The sequence below is a fragment of the Microcystis sp. 49638_E5 genome (assembly GCF_021300285.1).
Taxonomy (GTDB): Bacteria; Cyanobacteriota; Cyanobacteriia; order Cyanobacteriales; family Microcystaceae; genus Microcystis; species Microcystis aeruginosa_C.
The window spans coordinates 1-19,274 of sequence record NZ_JAJTDH010000032.1 but is presented as its reverse complement, the minus strand read 5'-3'; the positions used below and the strand labels follow the sequence as shown (position 1 = coordinate 19,274).

At 41.7% G+C, this 19,274-nt stretch carries 18 protein-coding genes and 1 pseudogene; 13 read left to right on the top strand and 6 right to left on the bottom strand.

The window, feature by feature from the left end; all coding sequences use genetic code 11:
• Positions 1-107: 107 nt before the first annotated feature.
• The 3 genes and pseudogenes from LW728_RS10850 (at position 108) to LW728_RS23405 (ending at position 1,023) form a co-directional block, all read left to right on the top strand.
• Complete coding sequence (locus tag LW728_RS10850; RefSeq protein WP_002796731.1) at positions 108-332, top strand: DUF2281 domain-containing protein; 225 nt, start codon at positions 108-110, stop codon at positions 330-332.
• A 5-nt stretch (positions 333-337) separates the two neighbouring features.
• Positions 338-724: a type II toxin-antitoxin system VapC family toxin gene (locus LW728_RS10845; protein WP_159249122.1), complete on the top strand. Its 387-nt coding sequence runs from the start codon at positions 338-340 to the stop codon at positions 722-724.
• Positions 725-842: 118 nt separating this feature from the next.
• Positions 843-1,023, top strand: a pseudogene (locus LW728_RS23405) (hypothetical protein).
• A gap of 9 nt (positions 1,024-1,032) precedes the next feature.
• On the opposite strand, the gene fbp reads toward LW728_RS23405, so the two are convergent.
• The 3 genes from fbp to LW728_RS10830 form a co-directional block, all read right to left on the bottom strand.
• A complete protein-coding gene (gene fbp / locus LW728_RS10840; protein ID WP_002801107.1) occupies positions 1,033-2,079 on the bottom strand; it encodes a class 1 fructose-bisphosphatase in 1,047 nt (348 codons plus the stop codon).
• A 365-nt stretch (positions 2,080-2,444) separates the two neighbouring features.
• Positions 2,445-3,227 carry a DUF3153 domain-containing protein gene (locus LW728_RS10835; protein ID WP_287766663.1) on the bottom strand — a complete coding sequence of 261 codons (783 nt, stop codon included), beginning with the start codon at positions 3,225-3,227 and terminating at the stop codon, positions 2,445-2,447.
• 2 nt (positions 3,228-3,229) lie between these two features.
• Positions 3,230-5,482 carry a ribonuclease R family protein gene (locus LW728_RS10830; protein WP_002801109.1) on the bottom strand — a complete coding sequence of 751 codons (2,253 nt, stop codon included), beginning with the start codon at positions 5,480-5,482 and terminating at the stop codon, positions 3,230-3,232.
• Between the two features lie 421 nt (positions 5,483-5,903).
• On the opposite strand from LW728_RS10830, the gene LW728_RS10825 reads away from it, so the two are divergent.
• On the top strand, positions 5,904-6,725 hold the full coding sequence (locus LW728_RS10825; RefSeq protein ID WP_287667913.1) for a slr1353 family protein: 822 nt from the start codon (positions 5,904-5,906) through the stop codon (positions 6,723-6,725).
• Positions 6,726-7,055: 330 nt separating this feature from the next.
• Here the strand turns inward: LW728_RS10825 and LW728_RS10820 are convergent, their stop codons facing one another.
• Positions 7,056-8,252, bottom strand: a complete 1,197-nt coding sequence (locus tag LW728_RS10820) for a DUF4377 domain-containing protein (protein WP_287667910.1) — start codon at positions 8,250-8,252, stop codon at positions 7,056-7,058.
• A 264-nt stretch (positions 8,253-8,516) separates the two neighbouring features.
• Between LW728_RS10820 and LW728_RS10815 the strand changes: the two genes are divergently transcribed.
• From LW728_RS10815 to LW728_RS10805, 3 genes are all read left to right on the top strand, one after another.
• Positions 8,517-8,861, top strand: a complete 345-nt coding sequence (locus LW728_RS10815; RefSeq protein WP_287766662.1) for a YbaB/EbfC family nucleoid-associated protein — start codon at positions 8,517-8,519, stop codon at positions 8,859-8,861.
• Positions 8,862-8,920: 59 nt separating this feature from the next.
• The gene (locus LW728_RS10810) at positions 8,921-9,643 is read left to right on the top strand and encodes a pyridoxine 5'-phosphate synthase (protein WP_198285484.1); all 723 of its coding nucleotides are present in this window, start codon (positions 8,921-8,923) and stop codon (positions 9,641-9,643) included.
• 67 nt (positions 9,644-9,710) lie between these two features.
• A complete protein-coding gene (locus LW728_RS10805) occupies positions 9,711-10,022 on the top strand; it encodes an MgPME-cyclase complex family protein (protein ID WP_287667903.1) in 312 nt (103 codons plus the stop codon).
• A 40-nt stretch (positions 10,023-10,062) separates the two neighbouring features.
• Here LW728_RS10805 and LW728_RS10800 read toward each other — a convergent pair whose 3' ends face one another.
• On the bottom strand, positions 10,063-11,703 hold the full coding sequence (locus LW728_RS10800; protein WP_287766661.1) for a phospholipase D-like domain-containing protein: 1,641 nt from the start codon (positions 11,701-11,703) through the stop codon (positions 10,063-10,065).
• A gap of 228 nt (positions 11,704-11,931) precedes the next feature.
• Between LW728_RS10800 and LW728_RS10795 the strand changes: the two genes are divergently transcribed.
• The 5 genes from LW728_RS10795 (at position 11,932) to LW728_RS10775 (ending at position 17,379) form a co-directional block, all read left to right on the top strand.
• Entirely contained in the window at positions 11,932-14,358 is a 2,427-nt protein-coding gene (locus LW728_RS10795) for a dynamin family protein (protein ID WP_287766659.1), read from the top strand.
• A gap of 175 nt (positions 14,359-14,533) precedes the next feature.
• Positions 14,534-15,397, top strand: a complete 864-nt coding sequence (locus tag LW728_RS10790; protein ID WP_002801123.1) for a formylglycine-generating enzyme family protein — start codon at positions 14,534-14,536, stop codon at positions 15,395-15,397.
• A gap of 15 nt (positions 15,398-15,412) precedes the next feature.
• Positions 15,413-15,673: a hypothetical protein gene (locus LW728_RS10785; protein ID WP_223211089.1), complete on the top strand. Its 261-nt coding sequence runs from the start codon at positions 15,413-15,415 to the stop codon at positions 15,671-15,673.
• Positions 15,674-15,834: 161 nt separating this feature from the next.
• Positions 15,835-16,434: a Uma2 family endonuclease gene (locus tag LW728_RS10780; protein WP_287766656.1), complete on the top strand. Its 600-nt coding sequence runs from the start codon at positions 15,835-15,837 to the stop codon at positions 16,432-16,434.
• 48 nt (positions 16,435-16,482) lie between these two features.
• Positions 16,483-17,379, top strand: a complete 897-nt coding sequence (locus LW728_RS10775) for an AEC family transporter (protein ID WP_287766654.1) — start codon at positions 16,483-16,485, stop codon at positions 17,377-17,379.
• Between the two features lie 395 nt (positions 17,380-17,774).
• Here LW728_RS10775 and LW728_RS10770 read toward each other — a convergent pair whose 3' ends face one another.
• Complete coding sequence (locus LW728_RS10770; RefSeq protein ID WP_287667886.1) at positions 17,775-19,049, bottom strand: O-antigen ligase family protein; 1,275 nt, start codon at positions 19,047-19,049, stop codon at positions 17,775-17,777.
• Between the two features lie 90 nt (positions 19,050-19,139).
• Here LW728_RS10770 and LW728_RS10765 point away from each other — a divergent pair.
• On the top strand, positions 19,140-19,274 hold a 135-nt coding region (locus LW728_RS10765; RefSeq protein ID WP_287766680.1), incomplete at its 3' end, for a helix-turn-helix domain-containing protein.

Sequence of the window (19,274 nt, the reverse complement as noted above, 5' to 3'; positions counted from 1 at the left end):
AATTGAATGCCAACGATAACAAAAGAAACCCTTAAGCAAGAACTCGATCGCCTTAATAATCAACAACGTCAAATCTTAAATATTCAACCTTAAAAGGAGCAAACCTAATGACAACTAGAGAAAGACTGATCCAAGAAATATCTCAAATCTCCGAAGAAATTGTTGAAGAACTGCTTGACTTTTTATTATTTACCCAAGCCAGAAGGAATCAACAAAAAGAGCCAAAAACCCCTAGACCCTACGCCCTCTGTCAAGGAGAATTTACCGTTCCTGCTGACTTTGACGATCCCTTACCCGATGAAATCCTACAGGACTTTGAAAACCCTTTATAAAAATCATGCGACTTTTACTCGATACTCATATCTTTCTCTGGTTTCTTAATGGAGATACTCAACTTTCACAAGATTTTTGTGATGCCATTAAAGACGCTAAAAATAGCGTATATTTGAGTGTAGCCTCCATCTGGGAAGCCATTATTAAATATCAATTAGGTAAACTTCCCTTGCCAGAATCACCAGAAGTTTATCTGCCCAAACAACGCGATCGCCATCAAATAACGAGTTTAACGATTGATGAAGAAAGCATCGCCTATTTAATGAAATTACCTCCCTTGCATCGTGATCCCTTTGATAGACTGCTAATTTGTCAAGCAATGCAAAATGATTTAATCATTATTACAGTTGACCAAAAAATTCGCTCCTACCCAATCATTACAACCTTATAATTAATCAGACAAAAATGGCAGAAGTAAACGTTTATTATGATCCAATGGGTAACACCTCAACCGTTGGGTTTGGCGCACCGCACGATCATTAGAGTATTCATGGTGTAGGATTTTCGGGTTGTCTTATGCAAGGTCTGTCTCTATAAGGGTTTCATTCCTTATAGAGACAGACCTTGCTGTGATTTTTGCCAATTGTTTTCGATCTAGAACTAGCTAATCAATTAAGTCTCTTGTCAGATAAGGATTTGGTCGATTTATGCCCCCCGATCAAACCATACCAAGTAACGAAGAACCAATAAAACTATAAGTTAAACTCGATCGCGATGACGGCGATCAGCAATAAAAGACTCTACCAATTTAACATCTTCGACACTACCGATCACTAAAGGTGTGCGGTAGTGTAATTTATCGGGAACGATATCTAAAAGATTTGTCACCCCATCACTAGCTTTACCTCCTGCCTGTTCAATTAAAAAAGCAAGGGGTGCAGTTTCATAAATTAATCGCAATTTTCCCTGGGGATTTTTAACAGTACCCGGATAGAGAAAAACACCACCCTGCATTAAAATTCGATGGATATCTCCCACTAATGCCCCACTGTAACGGGCCGTGTAACCATCATGACGGTGAACATAACGAGTATAGTCGCGAATTGCCTCATCCCACTGCCAAAAATTGCCCTCATTGGTACTATAAATCGGGCCATGGTCGGGGATAATAATATTCTCTTGGGCGAGGATAAATTCCCCTAAACTGGGGTCAAGGACAAAGGCATGAACACCGCGACCGATCGAGTAAACTAAAATAGTCGAGGGTCCGTAGAGAATATAACCGGCGGCGATTTGTTGACGACCATTTTGCAGTAAATCCCGCGCCTCTCCGTCTAAATCATTGCCTTCCTGTTGACGGATGGCAAAAATCGAACCCACATTTAGGTTAATATCCACATTGGAAGAACCATCGATCGGGTCGTAGAGTAGGGTATAGCGACCGATGGGACAGTTTTCTGGGATATAATAGGGTTTATCCATTTCCTCGGAAGCAAGACGGCAAACTAAACCACTTTGCTTAAAAACCGAGATAAATACTTCATTGGCAAAAACGTCCATTTTCTTGACCGATTCCCCTTGGACGTTGGTTTCTCCGGTAAAACCTAGCACATCCGCCATTAATCCCGCTTTACTGAGACGACGGGCAATTAATTTTCCCGCTAGGGCAATTCGACTCATAATTGCGCTTAAATCCTGCGCGTCGGGGGAAAAACTTTGTAGTTGTTGCAGGACGTGACGGGAGAGGGTGGTACAATCTCGATCGAGGCTATGTTCGGGGATAGAAAAGGGAATATTGCTAACCATAACTGTAATTGCCAGTAATAAAGTAAAAAAGGAAAACCCGTCTAGTCTCAATTATGACTATGATTTGATCCTAGCCAAGATTTTCTCTATTGTTGGCCAATTTTTAGATCAGTTTCATAAGTTGGCTAATTTTTCCCTTATTGATCATTAAATTTTGGTCAATAAGTAGCTGGTTATAATTAAATTGAAGATGGATCCCCCCTTAATCCCCCCTTGATAAGGGGGGTGCCAATCCCCCCTTAATCCTAGGGTTGATTCCGGGTAGGGTTGATTCAAGGTAGGGTTGATTCATGAATCAACCCTACCCTTGATAAGGGGGGTGTCTGACAGTTTTTAACACCTAACTACTTACTTGCCATCTCAATTTAAGTCGATGGGGATACACCGGGCAAGCGTTTATATTTCAAGTAATAGGCAAAACTTGTTAATAAAACAATAATTATTGTGCCGATACCTAAATAGTTAGGAACCCAAAAAGCCGCCGCAATGCTGTTAATTTCTCCCGGTTTTAAATGCCAAATTAACTGATTATCAACTTGTTCTAACGGGGGATTTAATCCTGAGTCATCATCAATATTTTGACCAGGAAAGGGAGTCTTTAAAGCGAAGTCGATATCGACTAAAGAACCGGGACTAACGATAATATTTCCCTGTTCGGAAAGCACACCTAAAGCTCGCAGATCAACAGTTAGTTTTAAGTTTTTCTGGGTCAAAAAGAACCAATCTTGTTCTGTTACTGCCAGTTGTGAATCTAGTTGCAGTAACTTTATATCATCGGTATCGGCAGAATTTTTGATTTTAAAGGAAGAACTAGGATCAAAAAATTGATTGAATTTTTCCTCTAATTCCTGACTATTACTAAAGGGAATAGTGACAATTATTTCTCGTTCGGAAATAGGAGCGGTTTTCCCCTTAAGTAATTTTGCCCTCTGTTCGATACTATTTAACCATTTAGTGGCTTCGGTTTGACTGAGACTGGTTAAGCGTTGTCCGAGGGTGATATGTTGAATAATTTCCCCGTGGTGTTGGTGGGGAAAATTAATGCCCACATCGTAACGGACACAGCCGGTTAAAAAGAGAAAAATACCGCATAAAAAGGGCAGAATAAAGCGGGTTTTTCCGATTTTTTCGGTGGTTGGTTGATTCATAATTAATCTTCTTCTAAGTCGTCATAACTTGCTGAACTGCCACCGCTAACCGTAACTAGATCGATTTGCTGACGATAATAGTCTACATCTTTTACCTCCACTTCTACCTCATCACCGAGACGATAGGCAACGCGATTTTTCCGTCCTACCAAACAGCTATGACGGGCCCGATATTCGTACCAATCATCCTTGAGAGAAGAAACATGAACCAACCCTTCCACTAATAAATCGGAAATTTCCACGAAGAAACCATAGGATTGTACACCGGTAATTAAGCCGCGAAAAACTTGACCCATTCTTTCTTTCATTTTCTCGGCTTTTTTCAATCCTTCTAGGTCTTTTTCCGCATCTTCAGCAATTTTTGAGCGATCATTGAGATGGGAAACAATGAGATGGCTTTCTTCTTCTAACTCCTCCTGAATTTGACTTGGGAGAATATTCCAATTAATCTGTCCATGACAGCTATTACTGCCCAAATTAACCCCGACTTTGACGATTTTGCTGCGGCGATCTTTCCCCTCGGTTAATAGGAGTTTTAACACCCGTTGTACCCAAAGATCGGCATATCTTTGCAGGGGTGAGAGACAGTGGGTATAATTGCCAGTATAGGCCAAACCAAAATGGGGTAAAGGATGGCTGCTATATCTAACTAATTTGAGAGTTTCTTGCAGGAGATAATTGAGGACTTTCACCGATGTGGAAGCGGAAAAAGTGCGGGTGAGATTTTGATAGTCATTGGGTTTAATCTCCTCCTCGGCAGTTAAATTTAATTCTGCCCCTAAATTATTGGCTAATTTGAGTAAATCCTCCAATTCATCCCAATCCGGTTCCGATTGTCCACAGTAGATACAGGGCAATTTTAAGGCCTGTAAATGTTCAGCGACAACTTTGCCGGCTAAAATCGCCACTTCTGTCAGTAAAGAACGGGCAGGTAAATTATTAGAAGCGAGAACAGTCCCCCCCCGTCCTTCGTCTTTGTAGGGAGAGATTTTGTCTAATTGAATATCAAAACTACCCCGCTGCAGACGTTGGGATTTTAGGGTGGGGCAAACGCTGAAAAATAAATCTTTCAGGGTTTCAACGGTATCGGTGGGGGCAGCTGCGCTATCTTCTTCACTGAGCAGATCGCGCACCTGTTGATAGGTAAAATGTTGATCCACTTGGATGAGGCTGCGGATGATTTCGTACTCCACTAGCTCCCCCTTGTCATCGAGGGTGACGAGGATAGAAATAGCGGGGCGCTGTTCTTGGGGTGACAGGGAACAACGACTGGCAAGGGCAGCCGGGACTAATGGCAGCACTTTTTCGCCTAAATAGACGGCAGTTCCCCGTTTTTTGGCAACTTTATCCAATAATCCGCCCCGTTCAATGTAACGGGTGACATCGCTGATATGAATGGCGACTCGCCAGCGATTTTGGTTGATTTTCTCTAAAGAAAAGGCATTTTCAATGATCGGGGGATAATCTAGGGGGGTGTCATCTTCGATGGTAAAGGTGAAGAGTGGGGTTAAATCTCGCAGTTGTTCTTTTTCGCCACTATCGAAGAAATCCGCTAAATTATCGGCAATTTCGAGGGCTTCCGGCGGAAAATTATGGGGTAGATCGTGTTTACAGGAGACGATATCTGTATCGGCAGCGGACTCGGCCGTGGAACCGAGAATCCGAGTAACTTTACCGATGGGAGGCATTTCCCCTAGGGGATAACGGAGGACGGAAACATGAACGAGGTGATCGATGTTTTCTAGGAGATTTTGACCATTTTCGAGGAGATTAAGGGTAAATTTCAGGCGATCATCGAGGGGAACCGCCACGAACTGCTCATTTTCCTGTTTTACTTGCGCTAGAAGCGAAGGATTAGCCCGTTCGAGAATTAATCTCACCTCTCCCTCTGGGGAACGACGACGGGTCCCCTCGCGGATGATTTTGACTAAAACTCGATCGCCATTCCAAGCGTTACTTAGATGATTTTTCGAGACGTAGATGTCATCAGCATCTTCGATATCTTGGATAGCAAAGCAAAATTCTTTACTGGAACAGCGCAGCTTTGCTTCTACGATATTTTCCTCGATCACACGACGATAGCGCCCGCGTTCTTTGGCAACCATTCCCAGACGTTCCAAAGCATCGAGAATCACTTGCAATTTTTCGCAGCTTTCGGGATTGTCTTCGCAGCCCAGTTTTTTTTCGAGAATTTTACCCGTAGCTAATTTATCATCACTAAGATGAGAGAGGAGTGTGGCGATCGAGAAGTCCATCTAACAATAATCCTTACTTACAAGACACTGACGGAATCGTGAATAATTAAGTTTAAATACTTAATAATGAGAAGATTGATTTAAACTATTGACTCGAGAGATTATCTCTGTCGGGGTAATTGCGATCGCTGGTGGTGACAGTGAAGGTAAACTGAGCAAGCATCGAACACCCGAACCTACCTTGAGAATTATCGAAGCCTTCGTTAGTATAAGCCAATAGCGAACACCGGCAAACTTTTCGGCGATCGCTAGTCTTTCTGGCAGAAGCTTCAGCCTAGTAGAATCTTGTTACTGTGGGCAAGGCTAATCCTAGGACTGAAAATTTTATCTAACCTTTAATCTTAGCAAGAACTTGCTACATTTTTCCAGAATTACGATAGAGTATTCTAATATAAGTACAAAAGAACTCGAAAAAGTCACCATGTTGCAAAAGTTACGCCAACGTTACCCCCAAGTTGCCCTGATTAGCGAGTTAGTTCAAATCGATCACGGCAAGTATATTGTGAGAGCGATCATCGAAATTGAGGGAAAAACGGTCGTTACAGGTTTAGCTGCCGCAGATACGGTGGAAATAGCGGAAGATAGAGCCAGAGAACGGGCTTTACTGCTTTTAGAGGCTGAAAACACCCCCGATCTCCAGCTTGTGGAAAAAGTCAGCCCCAATAATATTTCTCTACCGTCCGATTTACCTAAACCCGTCGCTAGTGCCAAAAAATCGACCAAAACGGCTAAAGTCACTGAAATACCTCGTCCTGAAGCTAAAATTGAACCGGAATTACCCCAAGTTAAGGATATTCCCCCGGCTAAAATTGAACTGGAAATACCCCAAGTTAAGGATATTCCCCCGGCTAAAATTGAACCGGAATTACCCCAAGTTGAGGATATTCCCCCGGCTAAAATTGAACCGGAATTACCCCAAGTTGAGGATATTCCTTTACCAGAACCAGAGCCTTTATTATTAGAAACGGAAACCGATAATTACTCCTTATTATCAGAATTGCCAGAAGAAGCGAGTTTAACCGAAGAAGAACCCCCAGAACCGGAACCAGTTGTTGTTATTCCCGAAGAAATCGATTATTCAGTTCTTAAAACTAAAATTGATGTGGAGATGAAACGATTAGCTTGGACCACAGAAAAAGGTCGGGAATACCTGATTTCTACCTATGGCAAAAAGTCCCGTTTACTGCTAACTAATGAGGAGTTATTAGAATTCTATAACTACTTATCTAGTATCAGTGCCTAATCACTAAATCTGCTGCATAAATCAAAAATCTTTAGTTAAGTGAGGAGTCTCCGAGCCAGTATTATCCGAGTCAGGAGAAGCAGAAAGAAATAGATTATTTCCTGGCAGTAGAAAAGCGATCTTTTTCTGAAAAAATCCTTAAATTAAGGACTTTAATAGCATCTGCGATTAAAAACTCACTTTTGCGGGAGATATAATAAAAAAGTAAGCTATTAGCTGCCAGTCTTTTTCTCCCTATCTCCCTATCTCCCTATCTCCCTATCTCCCTATCTCCCTATCTCCCTATCTCACTGATAACTGATAACTGATAACTGATAACTGATAACTGAATTAGTTTCTCACCGCTTCTGTTTCCGCTTCTTTGGGAACAACCACTGGCAATCCGCTGACCGTTTCAATTTGATAAATAACGCGACTTAATTGGGAAGGACAACAGAGAGGATCCGTATCTTTATAGCGATTAAAAACCACAATAATTCGATCGCTATTTTGTAAAACAATTCTCTGAGATGCCCCATCAGCGCGAGAATCCATCGGTCGCGGGGAAAGAGTGCCAGCGAATTTACCATCGACAAAAACAAAGTCTTGATAACCCATCGGTCGGCACATTCCATCCACTCCACTCATGGCCGAAATAATGCTAGTTTTACCATAGGTTTGCACGGCCCCGTACAGTAACCATCCCGCTTTATTAAGCGCTTGATCATTGGCAGTAATTGCCGGACGAACCTGTTCACGACACTGGTTATCAATCACGGTTTTAACGGGAGATTTGGGGATAGGTGCCTTGGCTTTATTCCAATTAGTTAATGGTCGATCAAACCAAGCTCGCGGAGTCTCTTTTTCTGGGGTTTGGCTAATAACTTCTAATAGCTTCCATGTTTCCGAATTTTGATTATTAGTTGGATTGGATACGGTTTCAACGCTAACTTTAATTTGATATAAAAATCCCGGTTTATAATCAAATCCCTCGATACTATTAGGGAACAATCTCCAGTTTTCCTCTGGTTTTTCTCGCATCTGTAAACAGTCTTTGGTTGGGCCTTGGCTACAGGGTTGTTTCCGAGAATTGATATAAATTGTCTTTTCCGTGCGCGTGGTGGTCGGTGCGGGGGTAAAAGTGAGTATTCCTAAACCTTCGGGAGTACGATAAAATAATTGTAAATCGCCTTTAGCTGTCACTTGGAATTGTTCCACTCCTTGCAAGGCGGCCAGATATTGATTTTCTTGTTTCATCTGCGGTTCTGGACAAGCTTTTTTCGTAGTAGCGATCGCTTGGTTAACCTTGAGCGTGTCATCATTGACTTGATAGCCGGTATTATACTGGTTGCATCCAGCCGAACCACTGAGGATATTTTTCTGGAAAGCGGCAGTAATTTCCGTTTCTTTGACCAAACTTCCGGCTGTCCACCCCCTTAGTTTCCATCGAGTCCCCTCCAAAGGGGAAGTATTAGCGATCGCTGCTTTCCCCGCTAAAGCACAACTTAGGGCAATTGTCAAGAAAATTCCCGTTTTTTTGGCGTTCAAAATTGCTATTCTCCTCGTCAAAGCAACAATTGTATTATGGCGTGGGGTAATCGACTGAGTGGTTAGGATAATTTTTCGGATTTCTCTTTCTGACCATCCCGTGACGGATGAAGAGAGAACAAGTTCCCTCAAACCTTAACCCAGTCAGAAAGTCATCGTTGTCATTAATCACTTTTTGCCCTCAAATGGCCAAAAGTTGACCCCAGTTCACCTTAAGCAGTACAATAAAAACCTTGAGTGACCCCTTAAACAAAAAAAAACATCATGGCACAAGGACAAGGATTCGGATTCGGTCTCGGTAAGATTAAAGAATTACAAGACGCTTTCCAAAAAGCGCAACAGGTGCAACAAGGGGCGAAAGTTCTGCAAGAAGAACTGGAAACTATGGAAATTCCCGGCCAGAGTGAAAATGGCTTGGTGACAGTCTATCTCAGTGGCAACCAAGAACCCCGGGGTATTGAAATCGATCCGGCTCTCCTCTCCCAAGATCTGGAGATTGTGGCTGGGTCTATTCTAGAAGCCATGAAGGCCGCCTATACTGCTTCTACGGAAACCATGCGCGCCAAAATGGAAGAACTGACCATGGGTTTAAATATCCCCAGTATGTAATCGCTTTTGACCGCAATGGTAGAATGGAAAGTTGGACTAACAAGCGAGGAGGTTCAACTTTGCTGACTTTGGGTGTCAATATCGACCATGTGGCCACAATTCGCCAAGCGCGTCGAACCGTGGAACCGGATCCCGTGGCGGCGGCAGTTTTGGCCGAAATCGGCGGCGCTGATGGCATTACCGTTCACTTGCGCGAGGATCGTCGTCATATCCAAGATCGCGATGTGCGGCTCCTCCGGCAAACGGTGCGGACTCATCTGAATCTGGAAATGGCCCCGACGGAGGAAATGATCGCCATTGCTCTCGATCTTAAACCCGATTATGTCACCCTTGTCCCCGAAAAGCGCGAGGAAGTGACCACGGAAGGGGGGATCGATATGCTGGGCAATTTTGACCGTTTTTGTCGGGTTGTAGAGCGCCTGCAATCGGCTAATATCCCCGTTAGTTGGTTTATTGATGCCGATTTTGCCCAAATTCAAGCGGCCGCTAACACGGGGGCGAAATTTATCGAACTCCATACCGGTCAATACGCCGAAGCACAACAGGAGAGCGATCGTCAAGCAGCATTAACAATTCTTAAAGAAGGTTGTGAATATGCTTCCTCCCTCGGTTTGCGGGTGAATGCCGGCCACGGTTTGACCTATTGGAATGTTTATGCCGTCGCCTGTTTGCCCAATATGGAAGAATTGAACATTGGTCACACAATTATCAGTCGTGCGGTTTTGGTCGGGTTAGAACGGGCTGTTAGGGAAATGAAATTGGCTATGCGTGGGGAATTGTAAAAGCCATCAGCTATCAGCTAATCTCCCGACTCAGGAACAATTACACTGAAAAATTAAAGGAAAGATCATGACAACTTATTATTATTTGGTAGCCAGTCAAAAGTTTTTAGAAGAAGAAGCGATCGAAAAGGAAGTTTTGAAGGAAAAAATCAGGAATTATCAAGAAAAAGGTCAAGAAATTGATTTTTGGTTAATTGCCAATCCAGCTTTTTTAGATACTCCCGGTTTTGCCGATATCAAAAAGAAAACTCCCCAACCGGCAGCGGCGATTGTTTCTCTCAATCAACAGTTTATTACTTGGCTAAAATTGCGTCTAGAATACGTTATTACCGGACAGTTTGAAGCTCCTTCCGATAGTATTCCCGAACCGTTAAAATAACCTTTTTGGACTGGGGCAAAAAATGCAGACGAGGCAATCATCACCAGCTGACTTTGCCTTGCAGCTTGTTGATTTTTCCCTGACCGATTCCCGATACTCGATCCAAATCTTCTAGGGAAGTAAAGGGTTTTTGTTGCTGGGCTGCGATAATTTTTTCGGCTAATTTGCCACTGATACCGGGTAAACTATCTAATTCTTCTTTGGTGGCGGTGTTTAAATTAATTAAGCGCTCGCTTTTAATTGTTACAGATTGGGAGCAGTTTTTTCTATCCTGTTCGATCCGATTTTTAATAGTTTCTGGCAGTCCTAATTTAGCGGTACGGTAAAGATATTGAAATTCTCGATCGAAATGAGCGGCAACGGTGGGATTATTGATAATAACTAAAGCTTCATCGTTTTGATGGTTAGCGGCTCTTGACCAATTATGAGAACCAGTAATCACAATTTTATCATCGATTAAACCGAATTTATGGTGTAATTTATCTCCCCGGGCTAGATCGGGAACTCCTAGGGTATTAATTGGGTTTTGCCAAGGCTGATTATCTGGTTCATAACGACATTTATTACTGAGAGCAACTCCTAATAAATCTAATCCTTCGCTATAGTATCGGAAGGCAAAACTAGGATCAATTAAAGCCTTAATTTCTATCCCTTTTTGATGTCGTTGGGCGAGAATATTAGCTAGAGGCTGTTCCGTAAAGACAAATAGGGCTAAGTCCACGGATTTTTTAGCTTTATTTAAAGTTTCACCGATCAGACCATTGCTAGTAATTGCCCAGGGATAAGTGGTAGAATCGGGGGAAAATTTTACCGTCAGACTACTATTACCGATAGGGATTGTTTGCGGTTTTCTGTGGGGTTTATCTAACCCAAATCTAGAACGATCTTCCCTTCCCCACATCAGATTAAATTCTCTTTGAAAAACTCTAGCTAGTGGGGGATTAGTAATCACTAATAAGTGATTGGCATTACCGACAGTTTTGGGATTAGAAAAGTCTCCATGAATATCACTTAAGGTATAGTTAGCTGAACTAATTAAAGTAGTGTAATTATCAATAACCATGAATTTATGGTGCATTAAACCGCTACCTTTTGAGCGATCATTTCTATCATCAATTAGGGGAATACCAGCTTTTTTGAGGATAGTAATTGCATCTCTTTGGGCGATTTCCTCTGGAGTTAATTTACCATCGCGATTTATGTCAACTAAGTCAAAAAGGTTTTGATAACGTTCCTGTTCTCGATCGCTTAATTGTTCTTGGTTTTTGGCTAAACTATTAATAGGTTTATTGTAAATATTTTCGAGGATAACCCTAACTTTAATTCCCTGTTGCTGACGAGCAACTAAAGCTTGAGCGATGGCGGGTAAACGTAACTCTTGCACTGCTAGATCGATCGAAATTTTTGCCGAGTTTATCTTATCAAGAATAACCTGTTCTAAATTATCCCCTGGGCGATTAATTTGGCGATAGGGATCGGTATAATTTGAATTTCGGGCTTGATTATGATTAAAATAGACTTGAATATATTGATCTTGGGGCAAGGGTTGCGGACGATTTTGGATAGCATTCAAAGAATGACAGCCACCCAAAAGAAAAACTGTCCCTAACAAAAATCCTAACTGTCCCATAGTCCGAATTTTTTTTAATCTCCATTTATCTATTGCCATTTTTGCCCACATAATTATCATTCCCCTAGGATTCAGGAGTGAGGAGGTAATTTTTACCTAAGCAGGTTCTCGGAAATCGGTATGTACTAAATTGATTATAATCAATCATGATTCTAGATTCAAGACTAGGGCCTTGTCCTTGATTGCTTAAATTACTGAGCAAAGATGTGACATCTAGTTAGGGAATTTTGTTATCATGTGGGGAATAATAGCACTGTTCTTCTAGATCTGGGTTTTACCATGACTGAACTTTTACCCCAATGCAGTAATCTGGCTGGTAATGTTAACAGTATAATTGAACTATTGAAAGGCGAATCGTCTCTCCGCAATCAACAGGATACCAGCAAGATAGAAATTGCCCTACAAAAAGCCATTTCTCCCAAATTTGAAATCGTTTTTGCTGGTGCTTTTAGTGCCGGGAAATCAATGTTAATCAATGCACTTTTAGAGCGAGAATTGCTCTATAGTGCCGAAGGACACGCAACGGGTACAGAATGTTATATTGAGTACGCAGAAGCTGATGAGGAAAGAGTGGTTTTAACCTTTCTCAGCGAAGTAGAAATTCGTACTTTAGTCGATACCGTCTGTCAAAATCTACAATTAACTAATCCCAGTAACATTAATTCCCCCGAATACTGTAGTCAGTTAAACCAATACTGTCAAAAAATTATCGAACAGGAAGGGGGAGAAGGCAAATCCGAGCGAGCTAAACAAGCTCAGGGTTTAAAATTATTAATTGAAGGATTTACTCAAAATCGTGAGCGGATCCATACCCTGCATAATGCCACCTATTCCATGGAACAATTTCACTTTTCTAATTTAGCAGAAGCGGCCAGTTTTGCCCGTCGTGGTAGCAATAGTGCCGTCTTAAAACGTCTAGAATATTACTGTCATCATCCTCTCCTTAAAGATGGTAACGTTTTGGTAGATTTGCCCGGTATTGATGCCCCAGTCAAAAAAGATGCCGCATTAGCCTATCGTAAAATAGAGCATCCTGATACTTCGGCAGTGGTTTGTGTTTTAAAGGCTGCTTCTGCGGGAGAATTAGCCACAGAAGAAACGGAATTACTCGAAAAAATTCGCTCTAATGCTGGTATTCGTGATCGAGTTTTTTATGTTTTTAACCGCATTGATGAAACCTGGTACGCAGCCCAACTAAAACAACGTTTAGAAAACCTGATTCAAACGCAATTTCGTGATACTTCCCGCCTCTACAAAACCAGTGGACTTTTAGGATTTTATGGGTATCAGGTGAAAAATCAAACCAATATTAATCAGCGTTATGGTTTAGATTCTATCTTTGCCGAAAGTGTGAAAAATTTAGGAGGACAAGAAGAAACACCGCAATTTGTCAGCGAGTTTAATAACTATTGTGCCAACTCCGGTAAATTACTGGCAACTCCCTTTAAAGTTTCCATCCACGGTTATGAAACTCCCAATAAAAATTATTTCCGAGTTTTAAGTGAGTGGGGAACTCCTTTATTAGAGCAGTTAATTGCTGATAGCGGTATCGCAGAATTTCGCACAGCAATTACTCGTTATCTCACCGAAGAAAAACGTCCGCAATTGTTTGCTAATTTAGCTGATGATTTACAATCTCTCTGCATTACTCTCAAAAATCATTATCAAGAGATTTATCGTGATTTAGAAAGTCAACCACGAGAAATTGAGGCGATGAAAGCTCTGGAGTTAAATCACCTCAATCAAGAATTAAAAGAAGTGGGAGAGAAATTAACTAAACATATCGATGGTTATGTCAATGCTATCGTGGTTAATAGCGATGAAAACTTTGAGGAAGACTTTAAGAAACTGAAAGCAAGAATGGTATCAAGATTAGATGAGTTATTAAATACTTTTTCTGTCAAAAATGCCTACTCGCAAGCGACTTTAAACCATCCTCGCAATGCCACAGCACCTTTATTAGCAGTATTAGTAGAAGCTTTTTATTATCTGTCTAACCAGCTAGAAGATGTGTTAATTGAGGAGTCAACCAGTTTAATTACTCGCTTTTGTCAGCGTCTTTTAGATGCGGTAAGGCAAGGTGATTATTATCGGCAAATCTATCGTTTATTGGGTAACGATGGGGGCATAGAAAATCAGCTAAAACAGCTAGAAGATCAGTTAATTCATGCCTTAGTTTCCGAAGCGAGAACAGAGTGTGATCGCTATGTAAGAGAAAATAACAATTTTTACAACGAAGGCACTTTTTCTATCTTTCAATTTCGGCAAACTGTCCAACAAACTGCCCAAGGTTATGACTGTGAAAGTATTCTTGGTGCTGAACCCGCTATCCGTCAATTACTTAAGTTAGATTTTGAGCCAAAAGTATCAGTGACAATTCAGAAAAACTTCCGTCAAACTATTAATAATACTTTAAAAAATCAATTGATACCAATGGCGAAAAAACAAGCCGATACTATTCTACAACAGTTCAATCAAGCTCGTTATTATCTAGAACAAACCTTAGAACAGGAAGCGGCGGAAAAAATTGCGAATAATGCCCGCAAACAGGAAGAAATTCACCAAAAAATTGAGGATTATAACCAAGCGATAAACTCTCTCAATACTTGTTTAACTGCTATGGGTTTACAGAAAAATCATTTACCTATAATTGGTGAACAAGAATTAGAGATTGTCCCTGAAGTTGTTAATCACTCCAGCAATTAATATGGGGAGTGGGAAGGTGGGAAGTGAGGGGGAACAATCCAAAAAATTAATTAAAATTAAAACTGATCGGGGGATAAGCGATCGAAGTCTTGTTATTCTTAAACTGGTAGGTTTCGAGATGTTTTTAGGCTCGCAGCTGAACCTGATCAACCGATAACCGATAGAGGGGTGCAGAATGGGAGAATGGTTAGATTTTACCGATGAGGTGGTCACTGTTAATAGCAAAGGTGAGGAAATTAAACGGGAAAAAGTCACTAATCGAGGTTATAAATATTTTTTAAGCAAAAAAACCTTTTTAGAGATGATTTCTCTCCCTAGCGGTCAATACCTCATCGGTGCGCCCAAAAGCGAGTTAGGCTGGAAATTGAGTCAAAGTCCCCAATCTCCGGTTAATATTCAGGCTTTTTGCCTGAGTCGCTACCCAATCACCCAACGACAATGGCGCGAGGTGGCAAAATTAGAACCAGTAAATATTGAACTTAATCCCTATCCGGCCCATTTTGAAGGTTATGATCGCCCCGTAGAACAAATTAACTGGTGGGAAGCGGTGGAATTTTGCGATCGCCTATCCCGTCTCACGGGACTCAATTATCGTTTACCCGCAGAAAAAGAATGGGAATACGCTTGTCGGGGAGGAACATCAACCCCTTTTCACTTCGGCCCGACAATTTCCACTGATTTAGCCAACTATTCCGGGGTGGACTGGGATTATGGCGGAAAAGTGTGCAGTTCTGGTCGTTATGGGGAAGGTTCCCTAGGCTGCGATCGCAGAGAAACCACACCGGTGGGAATGTTTGCCGTCGCTAACCCTTTCGGACTCTACGATCTGCACGGAAATGTCAGGGAATGGTGTGCAGATTACTGGCGCGATAACTACGAAGCAGCCACAATAGAAGATAGGGACAGACGAGTTTTACGCGGGGGTTCCTGGAATGACGGCCCTAACAAATGTCGCTCGGCCTACCGGGTCAAATTTCTGGCTACTGCTGGACTCTATGATATCGGTTTTCGTGTGGTTAGCGATAATTCCCCTTTATAGAACCGATCAATCTTTGTGTCCTTTGTGTCTTTGTGGTTCGTTCCAGTCGCTCACTGGCAGGAATGTATCTTAGAATACATTTTACCCACCAAACCCAAGAGAGCCGATAGTGTTTCTTGGGGACTTCTGGAGTTTTCGAGGATGAAACGGGAATTAGAGAATTTATTGGGACGGAAAGTTGATTTGCTAACGAAAAAATCGATCGAGCAGAGTCATAATTGGATTCGTCAACGAGAGATTTTAGAGACAGCACAAGTGATTTATGTGGCGGGATAAGGCTTTTTTACTAGATATTGTCCGAGCCGGTCAATTAGCTCAACAATTTGCCGAGCAACTGGCAAAATTGGCAGGTGTTGGTCAGACAATTTTTTAAAATGTACCGCTCCTCGATCGAGAGTTAGAATTGATTTTAGAGACAATAAAGGTGATTTAACCAAATGATTGCTAACTTTGACCATAACTATCTTTCCCCGGAAGATTATTTAGCAACGGAGAGAATAGCCAAGGATAAACACGAATACATTCGCGGTCAAACCTACGCCATGGCTGGTGCAAGTAAAGCCCATGGTATGATTATTATCAACTTAGCCACACTTTTAAAAAACCGGCTGCGGGGTAGTGGTTGTCTTGTCTATGCCACAGATATGAAAGTTCGTCTAGAAATAGCTAATAGTTATTTTTATCCCGATCTTGTGGTCACTTGCGACTCGCGAGATAATCGGTCTTTCTCGGAAGATTTTATCCGTTATCCGCGCTTGATTGTAGAAGTATTATCCCCCACTACTGCTGCTTTTGCTCGCAACGCGCTCGCGAAGCGAGATCGGGGCGATAAATTTGCCGACTATCGTTCCCTTGAAACTTTAGAAGAATACGTTCTTATCAGTCAAGAACGCATCAGTGTAGATTGTTTTCGTCGCAATGACGAAGGATTCTGGGTTCTTTATCCCTACAGCAAAGGAGCAGATATTTATCTAGCTAGTATCGATTTTCACTGTGCGATCGAATCTTTATATGAAGATATAACAGAAATCTGTTAAAAAATCAGATAAGTTTTTTCTGTTTACTATTTACTTTTTACCTGATTAATGCTTGTCATCCTCTCCGCTATTGTTCCAGTGGGTTTTATCATCCTCATCGGTGTGATAGCAGGAAAAATTCTCACTGTGGAAGTGCATTCCCTTTCCCAAATCACGGTATATATTCTTGCCCCCGCTTTGGTGATTGATGGACTCTATCGCACCACTTTATCCGCCAGCAATATCGGTTTAATTCTCCTAGGCTTTGCCCTTATTTCATTGGTAATGGTGATTGTCGTCGAAATTATGGCCTATTGTCTCAGTCTCGATGATGATACCCGCAAAAGCCTCATGGCTGCCGCCGTGATGCCCAATAACGGTAATATGGGTTTACCGGTGGCTAGTTTTGCCCTGGGTGCGGCCGGACTGGAAAGAGCGATAATCTATATGATTGGCTCTAGTATTCTTTTATTTGGTATTAGTCCCGCTTATTTGCGAGGAAAAAGCTTTCTTTCAGGATTTCGCCTAGTTTTTCGCTTGCCCTTAATCTGGTCAATTTTTATCGGCATTAGCTTTCAAACTTTCTCTTTTCATCTTCCCCTGCAATTAGATAAAAGTGTTAGCTATCTGGGACAAGCGGCAATTCCTTTGGCTTTAATTATCCTAGGTATCCAATTATCTCAGCAAAAATTAGCGATCGGTAAATTAGAATTATTAGGGGTCTGTTTGCGTCTTTTAGTCGCTCCTCTTTTGGCATTTGCGATCGGCAATAGTTTAGGATTAACTGGTATGGATCTAAAAATTCTCATCCTACAAAGTGCCATGCCCACCGCCGTTAATACTGTCATTTTAGTCACAGAATTCGGTGGTTCAGCAGCTTTAATGGCCCGCACAGTTGTGGTCACTACCCTTGCTAGTTTTCTGACTATTCCTTTCTTTCTTTGGTTATTAAAAGTCTATTTATAATTAGGGTTTGCGGCAAAAAGTTTGTTGGTGGGGTTGGGAGTCAGGAGTCAGGAGTCAGGAGTCAGGAGTCAGGATTCCGGAGATAGGAGTCAGGAGATAGGAGTCAGGAGATAGGAGTCAGGAGATAGGAGATTATTTTTATTTATTCTCCCCTCTCCCCAATTCCCCAATTCCCCAATTCCCCACTTCCCCAATTCCCCAATTCCCACACCCCACACCCCACACCCTACACCCCACTTCCCAATTCATAATTCATAATTCATAATTCATAATTCATAATTCATAATTCATAATTCTTCATAATTCATAATTCATAATTCATAATTCATAATTCATAATTCATAATTCATAATTCATAATTCATAATTCATAATTCATAATTCATAATTCATAATTCATAATTCATAATTTAACCTTTGACTCACCCCAGCAATGGCAGCCAAGAGAAGCCAAACAATAGTATTAATCTTGACATCGGAGAGGGTAACATCGACGAGATTAAATAAAACACAAGCACCAAAAGCTACCAGATAGGTAAAGATAATTAACTCACCCCCGGCTTTTTGTTGCCGTAGAAAGATAAATAAACGCACCCCTTGGGCATAAATCCAACCCACCCAAACAGACAATAAAATTAAGCCGATAATTCCCGTTTCTGCCATTAACATCAAATATAAATTATGGGGATGACCTAACCATAATCCCTGACTTTTTTCGTAGAGAGGTGTAAAACTGCGTAATCCCCAACCGAATAGGGGTCTTTCTTGGGTCATTTCTAGAGTAAAACGCCATTGAGTTGCTCTGAGCGTAGCTAGAGGACGATTGGGGAACATTTCATCGGATAATCGCGCCCAAATCGCCCTAGGAACCAAGAAACGGAAACTATCCCTGAAAGGATTGGGTCCCCAAGAAGCAAGAGAAATCACCCCTCCCAAGAGGACAAAACCGGCGACTAAGGCATTCCAACCTAGATAAAGGGCGAAAATTAGGCAACCTAAAAAGGCTAAGGCCCAAGCATTGCGAGAATTGCTTAAAAATAGCCCTACACTATCGATAAATATGGTTAAAGTTAAAAACCCGATTTTGAGATTTAAAAGGTTATTTCTTTGTCTGTGCCACTGCCGCCAAGTTAGAATTAATAGACCGATCGCTAAAATCAGAGTTATCAGTAAATAAGCCCCCAAAAGATTAGCATACATAAAAACCGAAGACATTCGCCCGCTCGGTTCACCCCCCACCCCGTAGGGCCAGGTAAAAATCCCTTTTAATGCTTCCGGTTTTTGCCAACCGAGAAAAATTTGTCCCCATCCCATCACCACTACCCAAACTGAGGGGATAACCATCACCCAAGCTAGTTGACGCAATTGAGAGGGTTTTTTAATTAATTGCCGAATATTGCTAAAAAAGAAGAAAAAAGGCAGGAAATTTCCTAAACCAATCCAAGCATCCCCCGGAGTTGGGGAAAGACTGGCACTAATCATTAACCAAAGTGTGACGATACCGAGACCTTGATTGAGACGCGACTGGATAATTGCCCGAAAATTGCCGGTAAAAACCCTAATTAACACGATAATAATGCCGATACCCGCCAACTCTGGCAGTATCATGGCGATAAAAACTGAAAAAAGTATTAAATTCCACTCCCACCCTTGACAAAAAATCTTTTTCATCGAAAATTTGGGTCTGAAACCCCGTCGTTCTACGACGGCTTTACCGTCAAATATTAGCACATTTACACGATATATGCTAAAATGTGAGACATGGAAAAAGCCTATTCTTACCGATTTTACCCCACACCAAAACAAGAGTCGCTATTGCGGCGCACATTGGGCTGTGTAAGATTGGTTTACAATAAAGCTCTCCACGAACGAACACAAGCATGGTACGAAAAGCAA

Bases quoted from the DNA above. Each gene is read 5' to 3' on its own strand.
- LW728_RS10850 (WP_002796731.1), top strand. From the start codon at position 108: ATGACAACTAGAGAAAGACTGATCCAAGAAATATCTCAAATCTCCGAA.
- LW728_RS10845 (WP_159249122.1), top strand. From the start codon at position 338: ATGCGACTTTTACTCGATACTCATATCTTTCTCTGGTTTCTTAATGGA.
- fbp (WP_002801107.1), bottom strand. From the start codon at position 2,079: ATGGTTAGCAATATTCCCTTTTCTATCCCCGAACATAGCCTCGATCGA.
- LW728_RS10835 (WP_287766663.1), bottom strand. From the start codon at position 3,227: ATGAATCAACCAACCACCGAAAAAATCGGAAAAACCCGCTTTATTCTG.
- LW728_RS10830 (WP_002801109.1), bottom strand. From the start codon at position 5,482: ATGGACTTCTCGATCGCCACACTCCTCTCTCATCTTAGTGATGATAAA.
- LW728_RS10825 (WP_287667913.1), top strand. From the start codon at position 5,904: ATGTTGCAAAAGTTACGCCAACGTTACCCCCAAGTTGCCCTGATTAGC.
- LW728_RS10815 (WP_287766662.1), top strand. From the start codon at position 8,517: ATGGCACAAGGACAAGGATTCGGATTCGGTCTCGGTAAGATTAAAGAA.
- LW728_RS10805 (WP_287667903.1), top strand. From the start codon at position 9,711: ATGACAACTTATTATTATTTGGTAGCCAGTCAAAAGTTTTTAGAAGAA.
- LW728_RS10800 (WP_287766661.1), bottom strand. From the start codon at position 11,703: ATGTGGGCAAAAATGGCAATAGATAAATGGAGATTAAAAAAAATTCGG.
- LW728_RS10795 (WP_287766659.1), top strand. From the start codon at position 11,932: ATGACTGAACTTTTACCCCAATGCAGTAATCTGGCTGGTAATGTTAAC.
- LW728_RS10790 (WP_002801123.1), top strand. From the start codon at position 14,534: ATGGGAGAATGGTTAGATTTTACCGATGAGGTGGTCACTGTTAATAGC.
- LW728_RS10780 (WP_287766656.1), top strand. From the start codon at position 15,835: ATGATTGCTAACTTTGACCATAACTATCTTTCCCCGGAAGATTATTTA.
- LW728_RS10775 (WP_287766654.1), top strand. From the start codon at position 16,483: ATGCTTGTCATCCTCTCCGCTATTGTTCCAGTGGGTTTTATCATCCTC.
- LW728_RS10770 (WP_287667886.1), bottom strand. From the start codon at position 19,049: ATGAAAAAGATTTTTTGTCAAGGGTGGGAGTGGAATTTAATACTTTTT.